The sequence below is a fragment of the Micromonospora sp. NPDC001898 genome (assembly GCF_042891255.1).
GTDB lineage: Bacteria > Actinomycetota > Actinomycetes > Mycobacteriales > Micromonosporaceae > Micromonospora.
The window spans coordinates 115,120-135,202 of record NZ_JBIATC010000001.1 but is presented as its reverse complement, the minus strand read 5'-3'; the positions used below and the strand labels follow the sequence as shown (position 1 = coordinate 135,202).

At 74.4% G+C, this 20,083-nt stretch carries 15 protein-coding genes; 6 read left to right on the top strand and 9 right to left on the bottom strand.

Annotated features, from left to right (window positions below; all coding sequences use genetic code 11):
* Complete coding sequence (locus tag ACFYZF_RS00655) at nt 1–384, bottom strand: hypothetical protein (protein ID WP_387014238.1); 384 nt, start codon at nt 382–384, stop codon at nt 1–3.
* A 484-nt stretch (nt 385–868) separates the two neighbouring features.
* Between ACFYZF_RS00655 and ACFYZF_RS00650 the strand changes: the two genes are divergently transcribed.
* Both ACFYZF_RS00650 and ACFYZF_RS00645 read left to right on the top strand, forming a co-directional pair.
* Nucleotides 869–3,745, top strand: a complete 2,877-nt coding sequence (locus tag ACFYZF_RS00650; protein WP_387014236.1) for an FtsK/SpoIIIE domain-containing protein — start codon at nt 869–871, stop codon at nt 3,743–3,745.
* Nucleotides 3,742–4,707, top strand: a complete 966-nt coding sequence (locus ACFYZF_RS00645) for a hypothetical protein (RefSeq protein ID WP_387014233.1) — start codon at nt 3,742–3,744, stop codon at nt 4,705–4,707. Before ACFYZF_RS00650 ends, ACFYZF_RS00645 begins: the two co-directional genes overlap by 4 nt.
* Before the next feature lie 94 nt (nt 4,708–4,801).
* On the opposite strand, the gene folE is transcribed toward ACFYZF_RS00645, so the two are convergent.
* Together folE and ftsH are read right to left on the bottom strand one after the other, a co-directional pair.
* Nucleotides 4,802–5,428: a GTP cyclohydrolase I FolE gene (folE, locus tag ACFYZF_RS00640; protein WP_387015986.1), complete on the bottom strand. Its 627-nt coding sequence runs from the start codon at nt 5,426–5,428 to the stop codon at nt 4,802–4,804.
* A 71-nt stretch (nt 5,429–5,499) separates the two neighbouring features.
* Nucleotides 5,500–7,464 (bottom strand): ATP-dependent zinc metalloprotease FtsH, encoded by a 1,965-nt coding sequence (gene ftsH / locus ACFYZF_RS00635; RefSeq protein WP_387015985.1) that lies wholly within the window; start codon nt 7,462–7,464, stop codon nt 5,500–5,502.
* On the opposite strand from ftsH, the gene ACFYZF_RS00630 reads away from it, so the two are divergent.
* Nucleotides 7,375–7,572, top strand: coding sequence for a hypothetical protein (locus ACFYZF_RS00630; protein WP_387016076.1), 198 nt, complete (start codon nt 7,375–7,377; stop codon nt 7,570–7,572). The two genes, ftsH and ACFYZF_RS00630, sit on opposite strands and share 90 nt — an antisense overlap.
* 324 nt (nt 7,573–7,896) lie before the next feature.
* Here ACFYZF_RS00630 and hpt read toward each other — a convergent pair whose 3' ends face one another.
* Both hpt and ACFYZF_RS00620 read right to left on the bottom strand, forming a co-directional pair.
* A complete protein-coding gene (gene hpt, locus ACFYZF_RS00625; RefSeq protein ID WP_350881361.1) occupies nt 7,897–8,469 on the bottom strand; it encodes a hypoxanthine phosphoribosyltransferase in 573 nt (190 codons plus the stop codon).
* A 99-nt stretch (nt 8,470–8,568) separates the two neighbouring features.
* On the bottom strand, nt 8,569–8,706 hold the full coding sequence (locus tag ACFYZF_RS00620; protein WP_387014230.1) for a hypothetical protein: 138 nt from the start codon (nt 8,704–8,706) through the stop codon (nt 8,569–8,571).
* A 152-nt stretch (nt 8,707–8,858) separates the two neighbouring features.
* Between ACFYZF_RS00620 and ACFYZF_RS00615 the strand changes: the two genes are divergently transcribed.
* Nucleotides 8,859–9,821 carry a GlxA family transcriptional regulator gene (locus ACFYZF_RS00615; protein ID WP_387014228.1) on the top strand — a complete coding sequence of 321 codons (963 nt, stop codon included), beginning with the start codon at nt 8,859–8,861 and terminating at the stop codon, nt 9,819–9,821.
* Between the two features lie 40 nt (nt 9,822–9,861).
* Here ACFYZF_RS00615 and tilS read toward each other — a convergent pair whose 3' ends face one another.
* From tilS to dacB, 3 genes are all read right to left on the bottom strand, one after another.
* A complete protein-coding gene (gene tilS / locus ACFYZF_RS00610; RefSeq protein WP_387014226.1) occupies nt 9,862–10,923 on the bottom strand; it encodes a tRNA lysidine(34) synthetase TilS in 1,062 nt (353 codons plus the stop codon).
* A 10-nt stretch (nt 10,924–10,933) separates the two neighbouring features.
* On the bottom strand, nt 10,934–12,001 hold the full coding sequence (locus ACFYZF_RS00605; protein ID WP_387014223.1) for a zinc-dependent metalloprotease: 1,068 nt from the start codon (nt 11,999–12,001) through the stop codon (nt 10,934–10,936).
* A gap of 82 nt (nt 12,002–12,083) precedes the next feature.
* Nucleotides 12,084–13,589 (bottom strand): D-alanyl-D-alanine carboxypeptidase/D-alanyl-D-alanine-endopeptidase, encoded by a 1,506-nt coding sequence (dacB, locus tag ACFYZF_RS00600; RefSeq protein ID WP_387015983.1) that lies wholly within the window; start codon nt 13,587–13,589, stop codon nt 12,084–12,086.
* A gap of 461 nt (nt 13,590–14,050) precedes the next feature.
* Between dacB and ACFYZF_RS00595 the strand changes: the two genes are divergently transcribed.
* Nucleotides 14,051–14,557 (top strand): inorganic diphosphatase, encoded by a 507-nt coding sequence (locus tag ACFYZF_RS00595; RefSeq protein WP_387014221.1) that lies wholly within the window; start codon nt 14,051–14,053, stop codon nt 14,555–14,557.
* A 33-nt stretch (nt 14,558–14,590) separates the two neighbouring features.
* On the opposite strand, the gene eccD is transcribed toward ACFYZF_RS00595, so the two are convergent.
* Nucleotides 14,591–15,991 (bottom strand): type VII secretion integral membrane protein EccD, encoded by a 1,401-nt coding sequence (gene eccD / locus ACFYZF_RS00590; protein ID WP_387014218.1) that lies wholly within the window; start codon nt 15,989–15,991, stop codon nt 14,591–14,593.
* A 99-nt stretch (nt 15,992–16,090) separates the two neighbouring features.
* On the opposite strand from eccD, the gene eccCa reads away from it, so the two are divergent.
* Nucleotides 16,091–20,077 (top strand): type VII secretion protein EccCa, encoded by a 3,987-nt coding sequence (gene eccCa / locus ACFYZF_RS00585; protein WP_387014216.1) that lies wholly within the window; start codon nt 16,091–16,093, stop codon nt 20,075–20,077.
* Nucleotides 20,078–20,083: the final 6 nt, after the last annotated feature.

Below are 20,083 nucleotides of genomic sequence, written 5' to 3'. Positions count from 1 at the left end.
TCAGCTGGGTTGCGCGGCACAGATGCGCCATCCTTCATGCTCGGACAATTCGAAACGCCAGTTGTCGGTGAGGCTTTGCTGCACCCCGTCCACCTGGGCGCTTCTCCTAATCACCGCGTCCACGATCGCGTCCGACGGGCCACTTTCGGAGACTACAAGATTCTCGATATTAACGGATATCGAGACGCCTAGCTCCTTCTCCTTAACGAGGATCTGATTTTGAAATGCCTCGATCGCAGGCATTTGGTCACCGCAGGTGAAGAACATCGCTCGATTTTGGTCACGCTTGACCAGCAGAGCCTGGAGGTAACTGACGACCACCACATCGGGGGCGCTGCGGTCCGGGGTGGTGGCGCGTTCGTACAGGACGAAGGCGGTCGCCACGCCTCCGAGCATAAGCAGGCCGACCACCCCGGCGACCACGGTGAGGACGGTGCGCAACCGACGCGGCGGACGGACCGGTGCCGGGGCTGGGGCCCCGGACGGGGGCACCAGTTGCTCCGGCGGGGTCCGTTGCGCCGGTACGCGGGAGACCTGGGAACCGGCGGAGGGCTGCACTGATTCCACCCCTTGAGGCTATCGGCTGGACGCCTCGTACCCAATGCCCCAGACGCCACCGATCGTGACCGAGGCACGACTGGCCCGGCCCGCCGCGCGCCCGACCTCCGAGGGCAGGGGCGTGGCCGCGCCGTGATCAGGGGACCGGCGCCCACGACGCGAGGAACCGTCCCGCGCTACCACCACCGGGAGGCCCGCGTGCCGGTAATCACCCGGCACATGGGCGCAGCGCCGTGGCGAATCCCGGAGGGGGCGCGGACCTGGGATACGGTCACTGCGCGGGGAGGGGTTGCCAACCTCGGGAAGAGGGGTGGACGCGGTGGCCGGTCCAAGGACACGCACAAACCGCGCCGCTGCCCTGCACCGGAGGGCGGAGGCGACGGCCACCGCTGCGGCCGGCATCCTGGACGAGACCCGGCCCGCGCCGGCCGACCAGCGCCGGCAGTACGAGCTTGCGGACCGGCTCCGTAGCGCGGCGGCCCTGCTGGCGCCCGGCTGGGCCGGGGAACCACTGGAGACGGTCGCCGCGGAGGCTCCCTCGGGCGAGGGCCCACCGGCCTTCGTCCGGGTCGGCACCGCCGCCCCGCTGGAGGACGCGCGTTTCCCCGCGCTGGTGCCGCTGCTCGGAACCGGGCACTTGGCGATCGACACCGACGTTCGTGACCCGCGGGTGACTGGGCTGCTCCGGGCGATCCTGCTTCGACTGCTCGCGGCGACGCCCGCCGGCTGCCTGCTGGTCCGCGCCATCGACGCGGCCCGCAGCAGCGACACGGTCCGTGCCGTCGACACAATTCGCACCAGCGACCCCGTCCGTACCAGCGACGCGATGCGCACCAATGCGGGTGCCGGGCCGGCCGCAGCGCTGCCCGACACCTTCGCGCCGTTCGCGGCGCTCGCGGACGCCGGGCTCCTGCCCCCGCCTGCGGTGGACGTCGCCGGGCTGCGGGCGGTACTCACCGAGGCGGAACAGTGGGTGGCCCCGGGCACCGGCCGGCCGCGCCGCCACGACCGCACCCTGCTGCTGGTCGTCGCCGCGCTGCCCGAGCTGACCGGTCCGACCGACCTGGGGCGGATCGAGGCGCTGGCCGAACAGGGACGCGCCGCCGGGCTGCACCTCGTCGTGGCGGGTTGGCCCCCGGCCGGTCCGTACGCGACCCGCGCCCCCCTGCCGCAGGCCACCCCGTTGTCCGTACGCAACGCGTACTCGCTGTTGGGCGACCCTCCCGGCACCTCGTTCGCCGGCCCGGGCGCGGAGCCGCCCGGAGGGCTCAACTCGCCCGTCTTCCTCGACGAGGATCCGCCCCCGGCACTGGTCGGCGAGGTCTGCCGGCGGCTCGCCGAGGAGGTGGAGGCCGGCTCCCGGCTCAGCCTGGCCGATCTGCTCCCCGACCCGGACGAGCCACTGTGCACGGCCAGTTCGGCGGAGGGAATCGCCACCACTGTCGGGGACGCCGGCGGCCGACCGGTGACCGTCGGCTTCACCGAGCTGACCCCGCACTGGCTGGTCAGCGGCCGGTCCGCCGCAGGCCGCGCCGCCTTCCTCACCAACGTGCTGCTCGGTCTCTCCGCCCGGTACGGCCCGGACGAGCTGGTCCTGCACCTGGCCGACCTCGGCGAGGGTGAGTCGTTCGCGGAGTTTCTCCAGACCGAACGGGACCGGTCCTGGGTGCCCCAGGTCCGTACGGCGGGGATGGCCGCCGACCGGGAGTACGTGCTGGACCTCCTCGGTGAGTTGGCCGCAGAGGTCCAGCGTCGGGAGGAGGCCGGGCAGCGCGCTGGCGGGCAGCGGTTCACCGCCCTGCGGGAGCACCAGTCCCTGCCCCGGGTGGTGTGCGTGATCGACAACCTCCCGCTACTCCTCGCGGACCGGGACCGGCTGGCCGCCGAGGCGACAGTCCGGTTGGACACCCTGGCGCGCTCGGGCCGGGCGTACGGGGTCCATCTGGTCCTGGCCGGGGAGGGGGACCTCGGGATCGCCGGTGGGCAGACGACCCGAGACTCGATGCTCGGGCAGTTTCCGGTGCGGGTTGCGCTGGCCGGCGGCGGCCCGGTGCTGGAGCCGAGCAACGACGCCGCCGCCGGCCTGCCGGTGGGCAGCGCGGTGGTGAACACGGCGGGCGGGCTCGGCGGGCCCCGGGGCGCGACCCGGGGGCACGAGCGGATGGTCCGGTTCCCCGACCCGCACGAGGTCCCGGAGAGCATCGCGGAGCTGCGGCACCGGCTCTGGGAGGCCCGGGCGGAGCGGTCCGCGCCCCCGGTCGTCTTCGCGGGCTGGGCACGTCCGCTCTTGCGCAACGACCCCCGCTACCGGGCAGCCTTCGCGGGCCGGGCCCGTGGGCCGGCCGCCCTGCTCGGCCGTGCGGTGGACCTGTCCCGGTCGACGGTGGCGGTGCCGATCGGCCCGGCCGCCGGCCGCAACATCGCTGTCCTGGGCCCAGGGGCGGAGGCCGCCGCGCTGCTCGCGACCGCAGCCCGCAGCGTCGCCGCGCACCATCGGCCCGGCACGGGACGTTTCGTCGTGGCCGCGCTCGGCGCCGATGCGGTGCCGGTGGCCGACGCGCTCGCCGCCGACCTCGCCGGCCAGCACCGGGTGGACCGGGTCGGCCTGCCGGGCCTGCTCGCCGCGCTGGACGCCGACGAGCCGGGCTACCTGGTCGTCTTCGGTCTCGACGGACCCGCCCCGCAGGAGCTGCCGCCGGACCGGCTGCGGGCCCTGCTGCGGGAGGGCCCTCCGGCCGGCCGGCACCTGCTCGGCTGGTGGCGCGCGGTGCCGCCGTTCACGGCGGTCGTCCAGGCCGAGGACGAGGTCGACAAACTCGCTGCCGTCGTGGCGGTGGGCGTGCCAGGGACGCAGCTCACGGCGGTGTTCGGCCACCCGGTGCAGTGGCGTCCCCGTAAGAACCGGGCCGTGCTCTGGGACGGCCCGGACGAGCGGGGCATCCTCCTGGTGCCGTTCGCCGAATCCCCGGTGGCGTCCGTCAGCGGCGACGGAACCGACGCCGTGGTTGGAACCGAATCCGTGAACAACGCCGCGAACGACGCCGGGGCCGACGCCGCGAACAACGCCGGGGCCGACGCCGCGAACGACACCGGGGCCGACGCCGCGACCAACGCCGGAGACGGAGACGGGGGCGCGGCCGAGGCCGCAGGCAGGGCCGACGCCGCAGGAACTGGGGAGAGCGCATGAGCCGGGAGCCGACCAGCATCGCCGATGCGGCGACGGCTGTCGCCCCGGTCAGGCAGCGTTCCGGTGCCGATCCCGCACCGCCCCGTCCCGCCGACGGCGCGACCGCCTGGACGGAGTACGTCGCCGCGGCCCGGCAGCTCGACGGGGTGCGCCGGGGCGCGGCGACCGCAGCGACGGAGCAGGCCCACGCGGTCCGGGCCGCCCGGGAGGAACTGACCGCGGTACGCGAGCGACTCGCCCCGCAGCGGTCCCGGCTGCGAGAGCTTGGCGTACCCCCGATGGTGCTGGTGCCGTCGCCGCCCGAGCTGACGGAGACTGCCCGGAGCATGGTGGGTGGGCCGACGGCGGTGCTGGGCGCGCTGCGGGCGGCCCGGGGCTGGGCGGACGCGGCGGACGGCGTGCTGGCCGCGCGCAGCCCGCTGCGCCCGGCGGCCTGGCCGCCGAAGGTCCGCAACCTGCTGGTGTACGGGCCGTTGGCGCTGGTCGTGCCGCTGCTCCAGGTGGTGCTCTACCTGGCCACCGGCACCGGCCCAGCGAGCGTGGTCGCGCTGATCTGTGGGGTGCCGATGCCGGTGGCTGCCTTCGTCGCCGGCTGGCTCGCCGTCGGCCGGCTGTTCGACGGGCCGGCCGGTCCTGCGACGGCCCGGGAAGCCACCCGCCGGACGTCGAGCCCGGGTACGGCCGACGGCCCGACGGAGCCCGCCCCGGGTGTCCCGGTGGTTGCCGGCTCCCGTGGCCGGGTGGACCCGACGGGCGGGTCGCTGGCGGCGGTCCGCGGGTCAGGCCGTCGGACCGGTGGGGCCGGTGCCGTGGGCGATCCGGCGGCGATGGCCGTCGGGGCGGTGCCGAACCTGGAGACCGGTGGTCGAGTGGACCGGACCCCCCGGTGGGGTGCCCTGGTCTGCCTCGTCCCGGCGGTGTCGGCCACGGCGGGGCTCGTTCTGGCGATGCTGGCCGGCTGACCCGCCCACGGGCCGGGCGCGGCGCGCCCATCCCGACCTGGCCGGACTCCGTGAGGTCCAGCGACCCGGCGTCATCCGCTGGGGAATCCCGCGGTCAGCGGTGGATGATCAGCGCCATCGCCTCGGCCCGGGACTTCGCGTCGTGCTGAAGCGTGCCGCGCACCGCCGAGGTGATCGTCTTCGCCCCGGACTTCTGGATGCCGCGCATCGCCATGCACATGTGCTCGCACTCGAGCACCACCACAACGCCGCGCGGGGCCAGCTTGCTCATCAGCAGGTCGGCGATCTGCGAGGTGAGCCGCTCCTGCACCTGGGGACGGCGGGCGAAGACCTCGACCAGCCGGGCCAGCTTGGACAGGCCGGTGATCCGGCCGTCCGTTCCGGGGATGTAGCCGATGTGGGCGCTGCCCCGGAACGGGAGCAGGTGGTGCTCGCACAGGCTCATCACGTCGATGTCCCGGACGAGCACCAACTCCTCGTGGCTGGCCTCGAAGGTGGTGCTGAGCACCTGCGCCGGGTCGACCCGCAGGCCGGCGAAGAGCTCGGCGTACGCGCGGGCGACCCGGGCCGGGGTCTTGACGAGCCCGTCGCGGTCGGGGTCCTCCCCGACCGCGATCAGGATCTCGCGTACCGCCTTCTCGATCCGGGGCAGGTCGACGGCCTCCTCGACCGGGCGCCCGGTCAACCTTCCGTTGACCAGGCGCGCGGCGAGGTAGTCCAGCCCGTCGGTGTCGGGCTCGGTCGACGAGGCTCCCTGGGTGGGGACCTCGGGACCGACCTCCGGGTCGGTACTCAGTGCGTACCGTCCGAGTTGTTCGAGCTGGGCGTGCCGCCGCCGACGGACGCGCCGTCTGCCTGGGCCTGCGCCTTGAGCGCGTCCTTCTCGGTCGGGGTGAGCACCGGGGGCTCGGTGGAGGGCTGACGCTTGCCGAAGCCGTTGTACGGGGCCATCGGCGGGCGCTTCACCACCCGGCCGGCGATCCGGGCCATGTCGGCCGTGGAGAGGGTCTCCTTCTCGATCAGCTCGAGCACGATGCTGTCCAGGACGTCCCGGTACTCCACCAGGATCTCCCAGGCCTCGTCGTGGGCCAGTTCGATCAGCGCCCGCATCTCGTTGTCGATCTCGGCGGCCACCGTGTCGGAGTAGTCCCGCTCGTGGCCCATGTTGCGGCCGAGGAACGGCTCATCCCCGCTGGTGCCGTACTTGATCGCGCCGAGCTTGGAGCTCATGCCGTACTGGGTGATCATCGCGCGGGCCAGCCCGGTGGCCTTCTCGATGTCGTTGCCGGCGCCGGTGGTCGGCTCGTGGAACACCAGTTCCTCTGCGGCCCGGCCGCCCAGCGCGTACGCCAGGGTGTCGATCATCTCGGCGCGGGTCTGGGTGTACTTGTCCTCGGTCGGCAGCACCAGGGTGTGGCCCAGCGAGCGGCCACGGGAAAGGATCGTCACCTTGTGCACCGGCGCGGCGTGCGGCAGCGCCCAGGCGACCAGCGCGTGCCCGGCCTCGTGGTACGCGGTGATCTTCTTCTCCTGGTCGCCCATCACCCGGGTCCGACGCTGCGGACCGGCGATCACCCGGTCGATCGACTCCTCCAGGGAGTCGTTGCTGATCGCCCGCTCGTCCTTGCGGGCGGTGAGCAGCGCGGACTCGTTGATCACGTTGGCCAGGTCGGCGCCGCTGAAGCCGGGGGTCCGCCGGGCCACCGCGTCGAGGTCGACGTCGGGGGCGAACGGCTTGCCCTTGGCGTGCACCCGCAGGATCGCCTTGCGGCCCTCCATGTCGGGAGCGTCCACCGGGATCTGCCGGTCGAAGCGGCCCGGGCGCAGCAGCGCCGGGTCGAGGATGTCCGGCCGGTTGGTGGCGGCGATCAGGATGACCCCGCCCTTGGTGTCGAAGCCGTCCATCTCGACGAGCAGCTGGTTGAGCGTCTGCTCGCGCTCGTCGTGGCCGCCGCCCATGCCGGCGCCGCGGTGGCGACCGACGGCGTCGATCTCGTCGACGAAGACGATCGCCGGGGCGTTCGTCTTGGCCTGTTCGAACAGGTCGCGGACCCGGCTGGCGCCGACACCGACGAACATCTCGACGAAGTCGGAGCCGGAGATCGAGTAGAACGGCACCCCGGCCTCGCCGGCGACGGCGCGGGCGAGAAGCGTCTTACCCGTGCCGGGCGGGCCGAAGAGCAGCACACCCTTCGGGATCTTGGCGCCCAGGGCCTGATACTTCGCCGGGTTCTGCAGGAAGTCCTTGATCTCGTGCAGCTCCTCGACGGCCTCCTCGGCGCCCGCGACGTCCGCGAAGGTCGTCTTCGGGGTGTCCTTGGTGATCATCTTCGCCTTGGACTTGCCGAAGTTGAGCACCCGGGAGCCGCCGCCCTGCATCTGCGACATGAAGAACAGCAGCAGGAGCACGAGCAGCGCGATGGGGAGCAGGTTGACCAGCAGGCTCACCCAGATGCTGTCGGACGACACCTTGGTGTCGGCCGGTCCGGTGACCCGGTTGGCCGCCTTGGCGTCGAGGACCTCGTTCCAGACCTGGCCGCCCACCTCGTACGGGAACTGGGCCTCGATCCGGTCGGTGTCGGTGTCACCGAACTTGGTCTTGCTCTCCAGGTCGAGTTGGAGCGTCTGTTCCTTGTCCTGGAAGACCGCCTTCTTGATCTTCGCGGTATGCAGCTGATCGAGCGCAACGGAAGTGTCCACGCGGTGGTAGCTGGGACCAGCGGTGAACAGCTGACTGAGCACAACGGCGCCGAGGATGACCAGGATGATCCAGACCACAGGTCGGCGGAAGAAACGCGTACGTTCCATGCTGTCGTCGAGCGCCGAGACGCCCGCATCCTCCTGATCGACGTCCTGACCGTCTGAATGACTTGTCGCCGCCGAGGCGGCAGCCGGAGCCGCCGTGCGGGCCGGCCTCGACCCCGGGGTGCGTAACTGCCGCACCGCGGTCACTCGACGGTACACCGTGCGCGCGACATGTGAGCTTGCGAGCCCAGCAGTTACGCGTAAGGCGAACCGGGTTTCAGCCGGCGTGGCGGGAAGTTCCGCGCCCGGCCACCCGACCGCCCGGTCACGCGGGTCGAAGGGCCGGGCGTGGAGAAGCTACTCCACGCCACCGGCCCCTACCGTAGACCGATCAGCTGAGAACGCGCTGAACGTCGGCTTGACGGGTACCGATACGAACGGGCCTCACGCCCGTGCGTAGACCTCGGGCTTGAGCACTCCGACGTAGGGCAGTTCGCGGTACCGCTCGCCGAAGTCGAGGCCGTAGCCGACGACGAATTCGGTCGGAATGTCGAACCCGACGTACTTCACCGGCACCGGGACCTTGACCGCGTCCGGCTTGCGGAACAGGGCGACGACCTCGACGCTGGCCGCCGAGCGCGACTCCAGGTAGCGCAGCAGCCAGGAGAGGGTGAGCCCGGAGTCGACGATGTCCTCGATGACCACCACGTGCCGTCCGGCGATGTCGCGGTCCAGGTCCTTGAGGATCCGGACCACGCCGGAGGAGGTGGTGCCCTGGCCGTACGACGAGATGGCCATGAAGTCCAGCTCGGCGGGGGGACCGTGCCGGCCCAGCGCCCGGGCGAAGTCGGCCATGAACATGACCGCGCCCTTGAGCACGCAGACGAGCAGGAGCCCGTCGACGCCCGCGTAGTCAGCCGAGACCTGCTTGGCCAGCTCCGCCGTCTTCTCGCGGATCTGCGCCTCGGAAATGATCACGTGGTCGATGTCGGCGTCGTACCAGGAGCCGTCAGCCATGACTCCTAGCCTGCCGTATGCCGGATGCCCTCCGTCGGCGGGGCCGCCCCTTTCGACGCGGTCCCGCCGGGATTTTCTCCACATCCGGCGCGAACCGGGTCAGCAGGTACTGGATCGCCACCGGCGGCCCTCGTCGGTGGGCTTCCAGTCGGCCGAGTCCCGGGTGTCGGCGACGAGGCCGGCGACCGACGCGACGACGAGGATGAGCAGGAAGAACAGGAACGGCAGGAATGCCATGGCGGCGCTCGCTTTCGCGGGGTTTTTCGGATGTTTTCGCCGCCGGTGCGCACCGGACTGGAACCAGTCTGCGCGCCTGCCCACCCCCCGGACAGTGGCAGTTATGCCACCCGACCTCGATTTCCTGCCACCCGTACGGTTACCCTCGTCACATGCTCCGATCCGTCGCCATCCTCGCGCTCGACGGGGTGGCCCCGTTCGAACTGGGGGTGCTCGCCGAGGTCTTCGGCACCGACCGGACCGCCGACGGCTTCCCCGGCTACCGGTTCACCGTCTGCACGTCCGACGGCGCCCAGGTGCGTACCTCCGCCGGCTTCCACCTCACCCCGCACGCCGACCTCGGGCCCATCGAGGACGCCGACATGGTCGCGGTGCCCGCGCACAACGGCGGCACGGCCGTGTCCCCCGCCGTACTGGACGCGCTGCGCCGGGCCGACTCGCGCGGCGCGTACATGTTGAGCGTCTGCTCCGGGGCGTTCGTGCTCGGTGCGGCCGGGCTGCTCGACGACCGGGAGTGCACCACCCACTGGCGGTACGTCGACGAGTTGCAGCGCCGCCACCCCCGGGCCCGGGTCCGGTGCAACTCGCTCTACGTGGCCGACGGCCGACTGCTCACCAGCGCCGGCACGGCCGCCGGCATCGACGCCTGCCTCCACCTGGTACGCCAGGAGCACGGCTCGGCCACCGCCACCCGGCTGGCCCGCCGGATGGTCGTCCCGCCGCACCGCGACGGCGGCCAGTCCCAGTACATCGAGGCACCCATCCCGAAGGCCCCCGAGGCACCCACCCTGGAACCTGTGCTGGAGTGGCTGATGGGTCACCTGGACCGCCCGGTCACCGTCGACGGGCTGGCCACCCGGGCCGGGATGACCCCGCGCACCTTCGCCCGCCGGTTCCGCGCCGAGACCGGCACCACGCCCCACGACTGGCTAACCAACCAGCGGGTGCTGCTGGCCCGGCGGCTGCTGGAGGAGACCGGCCTGAGCGTGGAGGGCGTGGCCGGCCGGGCCGGCTTCGGCGACGCGGCTGCCCTGCGCCACCACTTCACCCGTCGGCTGGGCACCACCCCGCACGCCTACCGGGCCACCTTCCGCGACCGCGCCACAACCAGCTGATGCCCGCCGCAGGCCGGGCCCGACCGGCGGCGGTGAGCCGTCAGGCGAGCGGGTCGGCGGCGGTGAGCCGGCCGGCACGGCGGACCACCCGGATGCCGCCGGGCAGATGGGTCGCGCCCTGCCCCCGCCAGTCGGTGACCAGTGCGTCCAGCGCGGCGACGTGCCGGTGGGACAGCGCGGCGGGTGCCGCGCCGAGTTCCCGGGCCCAGGCGTGCAGCACCCGGGTCCGGACTGCCGGGGCGAGCCCGGCCAGCGCCTCGACCGACAACCCGCCGTCGGGCACCCGCACACCCGCCGGCGTCTGCCCCCTCGCCCCGCCGACGGCGGCCGGACCGGCCGGTACCGCAGGTGCAGGCGCGGTCAGGGCGTCGGCGGCCAGGGCGTCGAGGGCGGCGGTGTCGGCGGCCACCAGGCGGGCAGTCCGGGCGAGGTTGTCCAGCACGGCGGGGCCGAGCGCCCGGACCAGCGCGGGCAGCACGTCGGACCGGACCCGGGCCCGGGCGTACGACGGGTCGGTGTTGTGCGGGTCCTCCCACGGGGTCAACCCGAGGGCGGCGCACGCCTTGCGGGTCTGCTCGCGGGTCACGTCGAGCAGGGGACGCAGCAGCGGCACGCCGGACAGGTCCCGTCGGGGCGGCATCCCGGCCAGCCCACGCGGGCCGGCGCCCCGGGCCAACGCGAGCAGCACCGTCTCCGCCTGGTCGTCGCGGGTGTGCCCGGTGAGCAGTGCCGCCGCCCCGTGCCGCCGGGCCGCCTCGACCAGCGCCTGGTAGCGGGCCTGGCGGGCGGCCGCCTCCGGCCCTCCGGGGCGGCCGTCGACGTCGACCCGTACCGCCTCGGCCGGCGCGAACCCGGCCGTGGCGGCCCAGGCCGCCACGGCGGCGGCCCGCTGCTCGGAGCCGGCCTGGAGGGCGTGGTCGACGGTGACGAGCCCGGCCCGCCGGCCGAGCCGGGGCGCGACGAACGCCGTGGCGGCGGCCAGGGCGAGCGAATCGGCCCCGCCCGAGCAGGCGACCAGCACCGGCCCGTCCCCGGCCAGCCCGGTCAGCGCGCGGCGGACCGCGAGCCGGACCGCGGCGACCGACGGGGCGAGCGCGGCCATCGGCGTACGGTCAGCCGACGGTCGGGGTGGCGCCGGCCGGCCCGTGCACCCGGGCGACCCAGGCATCCGGGTCGCCCAGCTCATCCAGCCGGGGCAGGGTCAGCGGGGAGTTGAAGATCTTGTTGAAGCCGTCCATGCCGACCCGCTCGACGACGCCGTGGACGAACTTGCGGCCCTCGGCGTACTGGCGCATCTTGACGTCGACGCCGAGCAGCCGGCGGATCGCCTTCTCCAGCGGGTTGCCCGTCTCCCGGCGCCGGTTGAACGCGGCCCGGATCCGCTCGACGCTGGGGATGACCTGCGGGCCGACGCCGTCCATCACGAACTCGGCGTGCCCCTCCAGCAGGGTCATCAGCGCGGTGAGCCGGTCGAGCACCGCCCGCTGGGCGGGGGTCTGCACGATGTCCAGCACGCTGGCCCGGCTCTCCGGGTCCTTGACCGCGTCGGAGAGGGTGGCCACCCCCCGGCGCAGCCGCTCGACCAGGTGCTCGCCGCCCTGCGAGGCGTCCACGAACGCCTGCACCTCGCCGAGGAAGTACGCCCGCATCCAGGGCACCGACGTGAACTGGGTGCGGTGGGTCACCTCGTGCAGGCACACCCAGAGCCGGAAGTCACGCGGATCGGCCCCCAGCTTCCGCTCCACCTCGACGATGTTCGGCGCGACCAGCAGCAGTTGGCCGGGGTCGCCGGAGAAGACCTCGTACTGGCCGAGAACCCGGCCCGACAGGTACGCCAGCACGGTGCCGGCCTGGATTGCGGTGACCCGGGAGCCGATCGCCTCGGTGAGCGGGCCGGGTTGCTTGTCGCCGGCGAGCCGGCCGACCAGCGGGGTGATCACCTCGCGTAGGCCGGCGATGTTGGCCGCCGCCCAGTCCCGTCGGTCCACCACGCGCACCGGCGGGTGCGCCACCTGCGAGCGGAGCCCGGTGTAGTCGGCCACGTGCCCGGCCGCCTCGTCGGTCAGTCGCCGCAGCTCGGAAACCACCTCGGTGGCCTCGGCGTACGACACCCGGGGCCCCGACTTGCTCAACGCCCCCGCGGTCGCGGCGGCCAGATCCCAGTCCACGAACTGCGCCATGCACCCCACCGTACCCGCGCCGGAACACCCCCACCTTTCGCCGATGACAGGACATCCCTCCACACAAGGGTGCCGGGCCGGTTCAGCGGCAGCCGCAGCGGGCCAGCGCGGAGGTGATCCGGTCGAGGGCCCGCCGGGTGTCGTCGAGCGAGTCGGACGGGGCCTGGTCGGTGAGCACGGCGAACGTGAGCAGGCGGCCGTCGACGGTGGTGACCAGCCCGGCGATGGCGTGCACCCGGGTCAGCGTCCCGGTCTTGGCCCGGACCACGCCGGCCCCGGCCACCGTGGCCGGCACCTGGTACCGCCCGCCGAGGGTGCCCGACCAGGCGGCGACCGGCAGTCCGCCGAAGACGGCGGCCAGCTCCGGATGGGTGCCGTTGCCGGCGAGCGAGATCAGGTCGGTCAGCAGGGACGGGCTGATCCGGTTGCTCCGGGACAGCCCGCTGCCGTCGGCGAGGGTGATCTCGTTGGCCGACAGGCCCAGCTCGCCGATCACGATGTCCATCGCCGCCGCCCCGCCGACGAAGGACGCCGGCTGGTCGCGGGACAACGCGACCTGCCGGGCCATCGCCTCGGCGATCACGTTGTCGCTGTCGGTGATCATCAGATCGACCAGCCGGATCACCGGCAGCGACTCGACCTTGCCCAACTCGGTGCCGGGCGCGGGGGCAGCGGCGGACGGGGCCGCGCCGGCGGCCGGGGCGGTGCCCCGCTTCACCTCGGCGGCGGCGCCGGTGAGCCCGAGCAGCCTGGCGAATGCGCGGCCGGCCACCAGGTCCGGCTGCGGAACCCGCTCCGCCCCGCCGTGGCCGGCGTCGAAGTTCTTCTTCGCGGCCTGCGGGTCCCGGCGCGCGCCGTCGGTCATCAGCGCGCTGATCGCCGCGCCGAACCCGCCGGTGGGGATGTCCGAGTCCCAGCCGGGGCCGTACACCGGGCCGGGAAAGAGCGAGGAGTCGACGGTTACCCCGGTCGGCGCGGTACCGCCGAGCGCCTGCTTGACCTGCTTGACCAGGTCGTCGAGGCGGGCCGCGTCGGGGTAGAAGCCGTCGCCGTCCACCGCGAGGGTCGGGTCGCCGCCGCCGACGAGGACCACCTCGCCCGGGTTCGCGCCGGCCACCGCCCGGGTGGGGATGCGGTGGCCGGGCCCGCGGGCCTCCAGCACGGCGACGGCGGTGGCCAGCTTGGTCACCGAGGCGGGGACGGTGCCGGCGTCGCCGCCCTGCGAGTAGAGCGACCGGCCGGTCGTCACGTCGGCCACCGACACGTTGACCCGGCCGCCCAGCTCAGGGGCCCGCAGAAGTGGTTCGAGGGCGGCGCGCACCCCGTCCGGGGTGGGCTCGGGGGCGTTGGCGTCCGGGCCGGAGAGCACCGGGACGGGTTCCGGCTCGGCGGCCTCGCCGGTCGCCTGCGGGGTGGCCCGGTCCGCGCCGAGCCAGCCGGCGACCGGACCGGGCCGGACCACCGCCAGCCCGGCCCCGACCAGGGCGAGCAGCACCACGGTGGCCAGCACGGCCAGCGGGAGGCGCCGGCGGCGGGCCGGCGGCCGGTCGCGCCCCGGGGGCGGCCCGGCCGCAGCCGGTTCCCGCATGGGTGCGTCGAACGGTTCCCGCATGGGTGCGTCGAAGCCGGCAGCGGGGAAGGCCGGGGCCGGCGCCCGGTCGGCCCCGGGCGCCCGATCCGAGGGCCGCCACACGGGCGGCGGAGGCCGCTCCCCGCCCCTGATGATCGGGGCCGTGGCCTCGGGGTCGAAGTCGTCGGCGGGGGGCGGCACGGGGGTACGGGGCAGGTGCGCCTCGGGCACCGGGACCCGCCCGGTCGCGCCTCCGGAACCCGGATGCCCGCCCTTCCGCCCGTCAACCCCCTCCGGGCGGTAGTGTGAATCTTCCCTCCCCACAGCCCCCTCCTCCCGCTTGGAAAACAGCTTGGGTGACACTACTTCGGTCCGAAGACTATGCGGCGGCCGGAGCAGGCGGGTGGGCATTCACCTGCCTGGAGAGCGGCGCCACTGGTTTCCGTTAGCCAGCGTGGGCAGACGAGGGAGCGTGGAAGATGGATTTCGACGTCACGGTTGAGATCCCCAAGGGTCACCGCAACAAGTACGAGGTGGACCACGCGACCGGCCGGATCAGGCTGGACCGCACCCTCTTCACGTCCACCCAGTACCCGGCGGACTACGGGTTCATCGAGGGCACCCTGGGCGAGGACGGCGACCCGCTGGACGCGCTCGTGCTGGTCCCCGAGCCGACCTTCCCCGGCTGCCTGATCCGCTGCCGCACCATCGGCATGTTCCGGATGACCGACGAGAAGGGCGGGGACGACAAGGTCCTCTGCGTGCCCTACGAGGATCCGCGTCAGGAGCACCTGCGCGACATCCACCACCTGGGCGAGTTCGACCGGCTGGAGATCCAGCACTTCTTCGAGGTGTACAAGGATCTGGAACCCGGCAAGTCGGTCGAGGGCGCGACCTGGGTCGGCCGGGTCGAGGCCGAGGCCGAGATTCACAACTCGTACCGGCGCGCCAAGGAGGCCGAGGAGCGGGGCGAGTCCCTGCACTGACCACCGGCAGACGTCGACGGGCCCGGGAGCCGCTCAGCCGAGCAGCCCCCGGGCCCGTTCGTACAGGTCGAGCACCGCACAGGCCACCGGCACCACGGAGACCACCAGCGCGGTGTCGGTCAGGTCGGCCAGCCGACCGACGTACGGCGACACGGGCCGCCGGGCGGACGTGGTGCCGGCGGCCACGGCGACCAGGGCCACGACCGGCCCCCCGACGGCCAGCAGCAGCCCTCCGGCCGGGCCGGAGCCCACGGCGAGCACCCCGCCGAGCAGGGCGGCCCCGGCCAGCCCGGCGGCCACCGGGGGCACCCGGTGGCGCAGCGCCACGAATAGCCGGGAACGCAGAAGCAGCACGACGGACACGACCGCCACCAGCAGCCGGCCGGCCGTCCCGCCCGTCGCGGCGAGCACCGCCGCCGCCCCGGCCGCCAGTACGGCGTGTCCGATCAGCATCCCGGTCAGCATCTCCTCGGTCCGGGCTACTGCGGCGTACACCCGGGCCCGGTCCGGCAGGTCCCGGGCGGTCTCGGCACCGGGGCTCCCGTCGCCGGGCAGGGTGATCGGCGGCAGCGGCATCCTGCCCAGCCGGATGGCCAGCAGCGGCAGCCCGCCCAGCGCGAAGACCAGGACGCAGACCAGCACCGCCGCGGCACCCTCGGCCGGCAGCGCCAGCCCGCCCAGCGCGACGGTCGCGCCCGCCGCCCCGACGGTCGCGCCCGCCACGAAGACCCGGACCCGGCTGGCCACCCCGAGCAGGCCGAGCAGCGCCACCAGCAGCAGCGCCACCGTGCCGGCCAGCAGCTCGGGGGCACCCAGCCAGCGCAGCGGCGCAAACGCGCCGACCTGGTCGCCGGAGCTGACCGCGAGGGCCCCGGCCGTGGCGGCGTACGGCAGGGCGTAGCCGCCCAACGTGGCGCCGGTGGCACCGTCGCCGTACGCCCGGGAGGCGACCGCGCCGGCGACGGTGAGCAGCAGCGCAACCACGAGCGCGACCTGCCAACCGGCCGGGTGCCCAGGCCCGGCAGCGAGCACGGCGAGCAGCCCGACGGCGAGCGGGACGGCCGCCCCGGCCAGGGCCGCGGCCCTGGTGGCGGCCGGCGACCAGGCCGCGCCCCGGCGGCGGGCCCCGTCGACGATCGCCTCGACCACGTCGTCGTACTCCAGCTCGGGCCACTCGGCGCGGGCCGGCACCAGATGCAGCACCTCGCCGTCGCGGACCCCCTGGGGCAGCAGCGCCTGGGCGGTGAGCAGCACCGCGCCGTCGGTGCGGCGCAGCACCCAGCCGCCGTGCCGCTCCCCGGCGTCGGCCAGCCCCTCGCCGGCGTGCCGGAGCACCTCGGGCAGCAGCTCGGCGAGGGGGACCTGCTCCGGCAGTGCGACGTCGACCCGGCGCTGGGGGGCGCTGATCGTGACACGGGCCAGCCCGGTAGTCATCGACGCTTCTCCGTATCGAGGGGGATGGCGGCTGCGCGGACGACAGGACTTTACCTACGATGAGCCAGGCTCGGGTTACCGAGCGCTCTGGGAGGGCGTGTGTCCACTGTCGTCATCAAGCGACCGCCCCGGCGACCCGCGCCGGAGATCCCGGTCGGCGAGCTGCCCGTCGAGGCGCCGCCGGAGATCCCCGCCGTCACCGGCAGCCGCTGGCAGCAGGCGCTGATGGTGCTGCCCATGCTGGGCGGGACGGTCGCGATGGCGATGATGTTCGGCCGGGGCGGCGGGGCCTACTCGTACGTGGTCGGGGGCATGTTCGGGCTGTCCTCCGTGGCGATGCTGGTGACCTCGTGGGGCAGCGCCTCCGGCACCCCGAAGAAGTCGGAGATGATGGCCGCCCGGCGGGAGTACCTGCGGCACCTCACCGCGCTGCGCCGCCGGGTGAGGCGGACCGCCGGGCAGCAACGGGCCGGGCTGCACTACCGGCACCCCGACCCGGGCCGACTCTGGTCGACCGTGGACAGCCACCGGATCTGGGAGCGCCGGCCGGCCGACCCGGACTTCGCCGTGGTCCGGGTGGGCCTCGGCCCGCAGACCCTGGCCACCCCGCTGGTCCCGCCGGTCACCCGGCCGTTGGAGGAGCTGGAGCCGATGACCGCCGGCGCGCTGCGCCGGTTCCTGGACGCGTACTCGGTGGTGCCGGACCTGCCGGTGGCGCTGTCGCTGCGCAGCTTCGCCCGGGTCTACGTCCGGGGCGAGCCGGCCGTCCGGGGCGCCGACGGGCGCGTGCGGCCCGACACCGGTTCGTCCGACGCCCAGGCCCTGGCCCGGGCCGTGCTCACCCAGCTCGCGGTCTTCCACGCGCCGGACGAGCTGCTGGTCGCGGTCTGCGCCGGCCCGGAGCGGCGGGCCCTCTGGGAGTGGGTGAAGTGGCTGCCGCACGCCCATCACCCCACCCGCGTCGACGCCGTCGGCCCGGTCCGCCTGGTCACCAGCTCCGCCCCCGAGCTGGAACGGCTCCTCGACGACGTGCTGGCCAGCCGGTCCCGGTTCAGCCCGGCCGGCCCGGCCACCGACGGCCCGCACGTCGTGGTGGTGCTCGACGGCGGCGACCTCACCGGCGCCACCGACCTCATCGGCGACGGCGGCATCGACGCGGTCACCATCGTCGACCTGGACACCCCGCCGCCGCGCCTGCTCGACCGGTACGCCCTCCTGCTCGACCTGCGCGGCGGCCGGCTGGACTCGCACTCCGTCGAGGGGCACGCCGAGGTGGGCGCCGCCGACCGGCTGGCGCCCGCCGACGCGGAGGCGGTCGCCCGCCGGCTGGCCCCGCTGCGGCTGGCCACCGCCGTACGCGGGCCGGACGCCCCGGTCAACGCCGAGCTGGGCCTGCCCGAGCTGCTCGGCATCGGTGACCCGGCCGGCTTCAGCGCCGAGCAGGGCTGGGGGCCCCGGTCGGCCCGGGACCGGCTACGGGTGCCGATCGGGGTGGGCACCGACGGCGGGGCGATCGAGCTGGACCTCAAGGAGTCCGCCCAGGACGGGATGGGCCCGCACGGGCTGCTGATCGGGGCGACCGGCTCCGGCAAGTCGGAGCTGCTGCGCACCCTGGTCCTCGGGCTGGCCGCCACGCACAGCTCCGAGCAGCTGAACTTCGTCCTGGTCGACTTCAAGGGCGGGGCCACCTTCGCCTCGTTCGACCGGCTGCCGCACACCGCCGCGGTGATCACCAACCTGGCCGACGCGCTGCCGCTGGTCGACCGGATGGTCGACGCCATCAACGGGGAGCTGGTCCGCCGCCAGGAGCTGCTGCGCCGGGCCGGGAACTTCGCCAGCCTGCGCGACTACGAGCGGGCCCGGGCCGCCGGCAACCCACTGGCCCCGCTGCCGTCGCTGCTGCTGATCTGCGACGAATTCTCCGAGCTGCTCTCGGCCAAGCCGGACTTCATCGACCTGTTCGTGCAGATCGGCCGCCTGGGCCGGTCGCTGGGGGTGCATCTGCTGCTGGCCAGTCAGCGGCTGGAGGAGGGGCGGCTGCGCGGCCTGGACACCCATCTGTCGTACCGGATCGGGTTGCGCACCTTCTCGGCGCTGGAGTCGCGGACGGTCCTCGGGGTGCCCGACGCGCACGAGCTGCCCCGCTCGCCGGGGCACGGCTACCTGCGCTTCGGCACCGAGCCGCTGGTGCGTTTCAAGGCCGCGTACGTTTCCGGGGCGCTGCGTCGCCCCGACGGCGCGGCGGGGCGCGGCGGGGCCGGCGTGCCCCGCCTGCTCGCCTTCTCCACCCATGCGGTGCCGGTGTCGGAGCCGGCCGCGCCCGCCCCGACGACCGCCGCCGAGGCGGACACCGGCGCCGCGAGCCTGCTCGACGTGCTGGTGGGGCGGCTGGCCGGTCAGGGCCCGCCGGCCCATCAGGTGTGGCTGGCGCCGCTGAGCGACGCGCCCACCCTCGACGAGCTGCTCGGGCCGGTCGGCGCCGACCCGGCGCGCGGGCTGGGCTCCGCCAACCCGGAGCTGCACGGCGCGCTCCAGGTGCCGGTGGCCGTCGTCGACAAGCCGTTCGAGCAGCGTCGGGACCTGCTCTGGCTGGCTCTCGGCGGCTCGGCCGGGCACGTCGGCGTGGTCGGCGGTCCGCAGAGCGGCAAGTCGGGCCTGCTACGCACGCTGGTCCTCGCGCTGGCGCTGACACACACGCCCGTCGAGGCGCAGGTGTACTGCCTTGACTTCGGCGGCGGAGGGCTGGCCGCGCTGCGCGACCTGCCGCACGTCGGCGGGGTGTCCGGCCGGACCGATCCGACCGCCGTGCGGCGCACCGTCGGTGAGATGGCCACCCTGCTGGCCGACCGGGAGCGCCACTTCGCCGCGCTGGGGGTGGAGTCCATGGCGGCGTACCGGCAGCGGCGGGCCGCCCTCGCCGTCGCCGGCCAGCCGGCCACCGACCCGTTCGGCGACGTGTTCCTGGTGGTGGACGGCTGGGGCGCCCTGCGCGCCGAGTACGACGACCTGGAGCCCCTGGTCACCGAGCTGGCCACCCGGGGCCTGTCGTACGGGTTGCACGTGGTGGCCGGCTCGCTGCGCTGGACGGATTTCCGCCCCGCCGTCCGGGACCTTTTCGGCTCCCGACTGGAGTTGCGGCTCGGCGACCCGTCGGACTCGCTGCTGGTCCGGCGGGCGGCTGCGGCGGGCGTACCCGAAAAGACGCCAGGCCGGGGCATCACCGGTGAGGGCCTGCACTTCCTCGCCGCGCTGCCCCGGCTGGCCGGGCCGGACGGGGAGACCGCCACGCTGGTGAAGGCGGTCGCCGGGGCGTGGACCGGGCCGGTCGCACCCCGGGTCCGGCTGCTCCCGCCGGTGCTGCCGTACGCGGAGCTGGACCTGGCCGGCACGTCCGGGCTGGCGCTGCCGGTCGGGATCGCCGAGGCGGACCTGCGTCCGGTGGTGCTCGACTTCGCCACCGAACCGCACCTGTTGGTCTTCGGGGACGCCGAGTGCGGCAAGTCGTCGTTCCTGCGGGCGCTGGCCGCCACCATCGTGGGCCGGTTCACCCCCGACCAGGCCCGGGTGATCCTGGTGGACTACCGGCGCAGCCTGCTCGGCGCCATCGATACGGAGCACGAGATCGGCTACGGCACCGACGCCGCCCGCACCGTCGACCTGGTCGAGGCCGCCGCCGGGTACATGCAGCGCCGGCTGCCCGGCTCGGACATCACCCCGGCACAGCTGCGGGAGCGGTCGTGGTGGTCGGGGCCGGAACTGTTCGTGCTGGTCGACGACTACGACCTGGTGGCCAGCGGGCCGGTCAACCCGCTGCGTGCGCTGGAGGAGTACCTGTCGCAGGCCCGGGACATCGGTCTGCACCTGGTGCTGGCCCGCCGCGCCGGCGGCGCGACCCGCGGCTACGACCAGTTCCTCCAACGGCTGCGCGAGCTGTCCGCCCCCGGCCTGGTGATGGCCGGCAGCTCGGACGAGGGGCCGCTGGTCGGCCAGGTCCGGCCCGGCCCGCTCCCGCCCGGACGGGCCCGGCTGGTGACCCGGCGGGAGGGCGTACGCCTGGTCCAGCTCGCCCATCTCCCTCCGCAGTGAACGCCA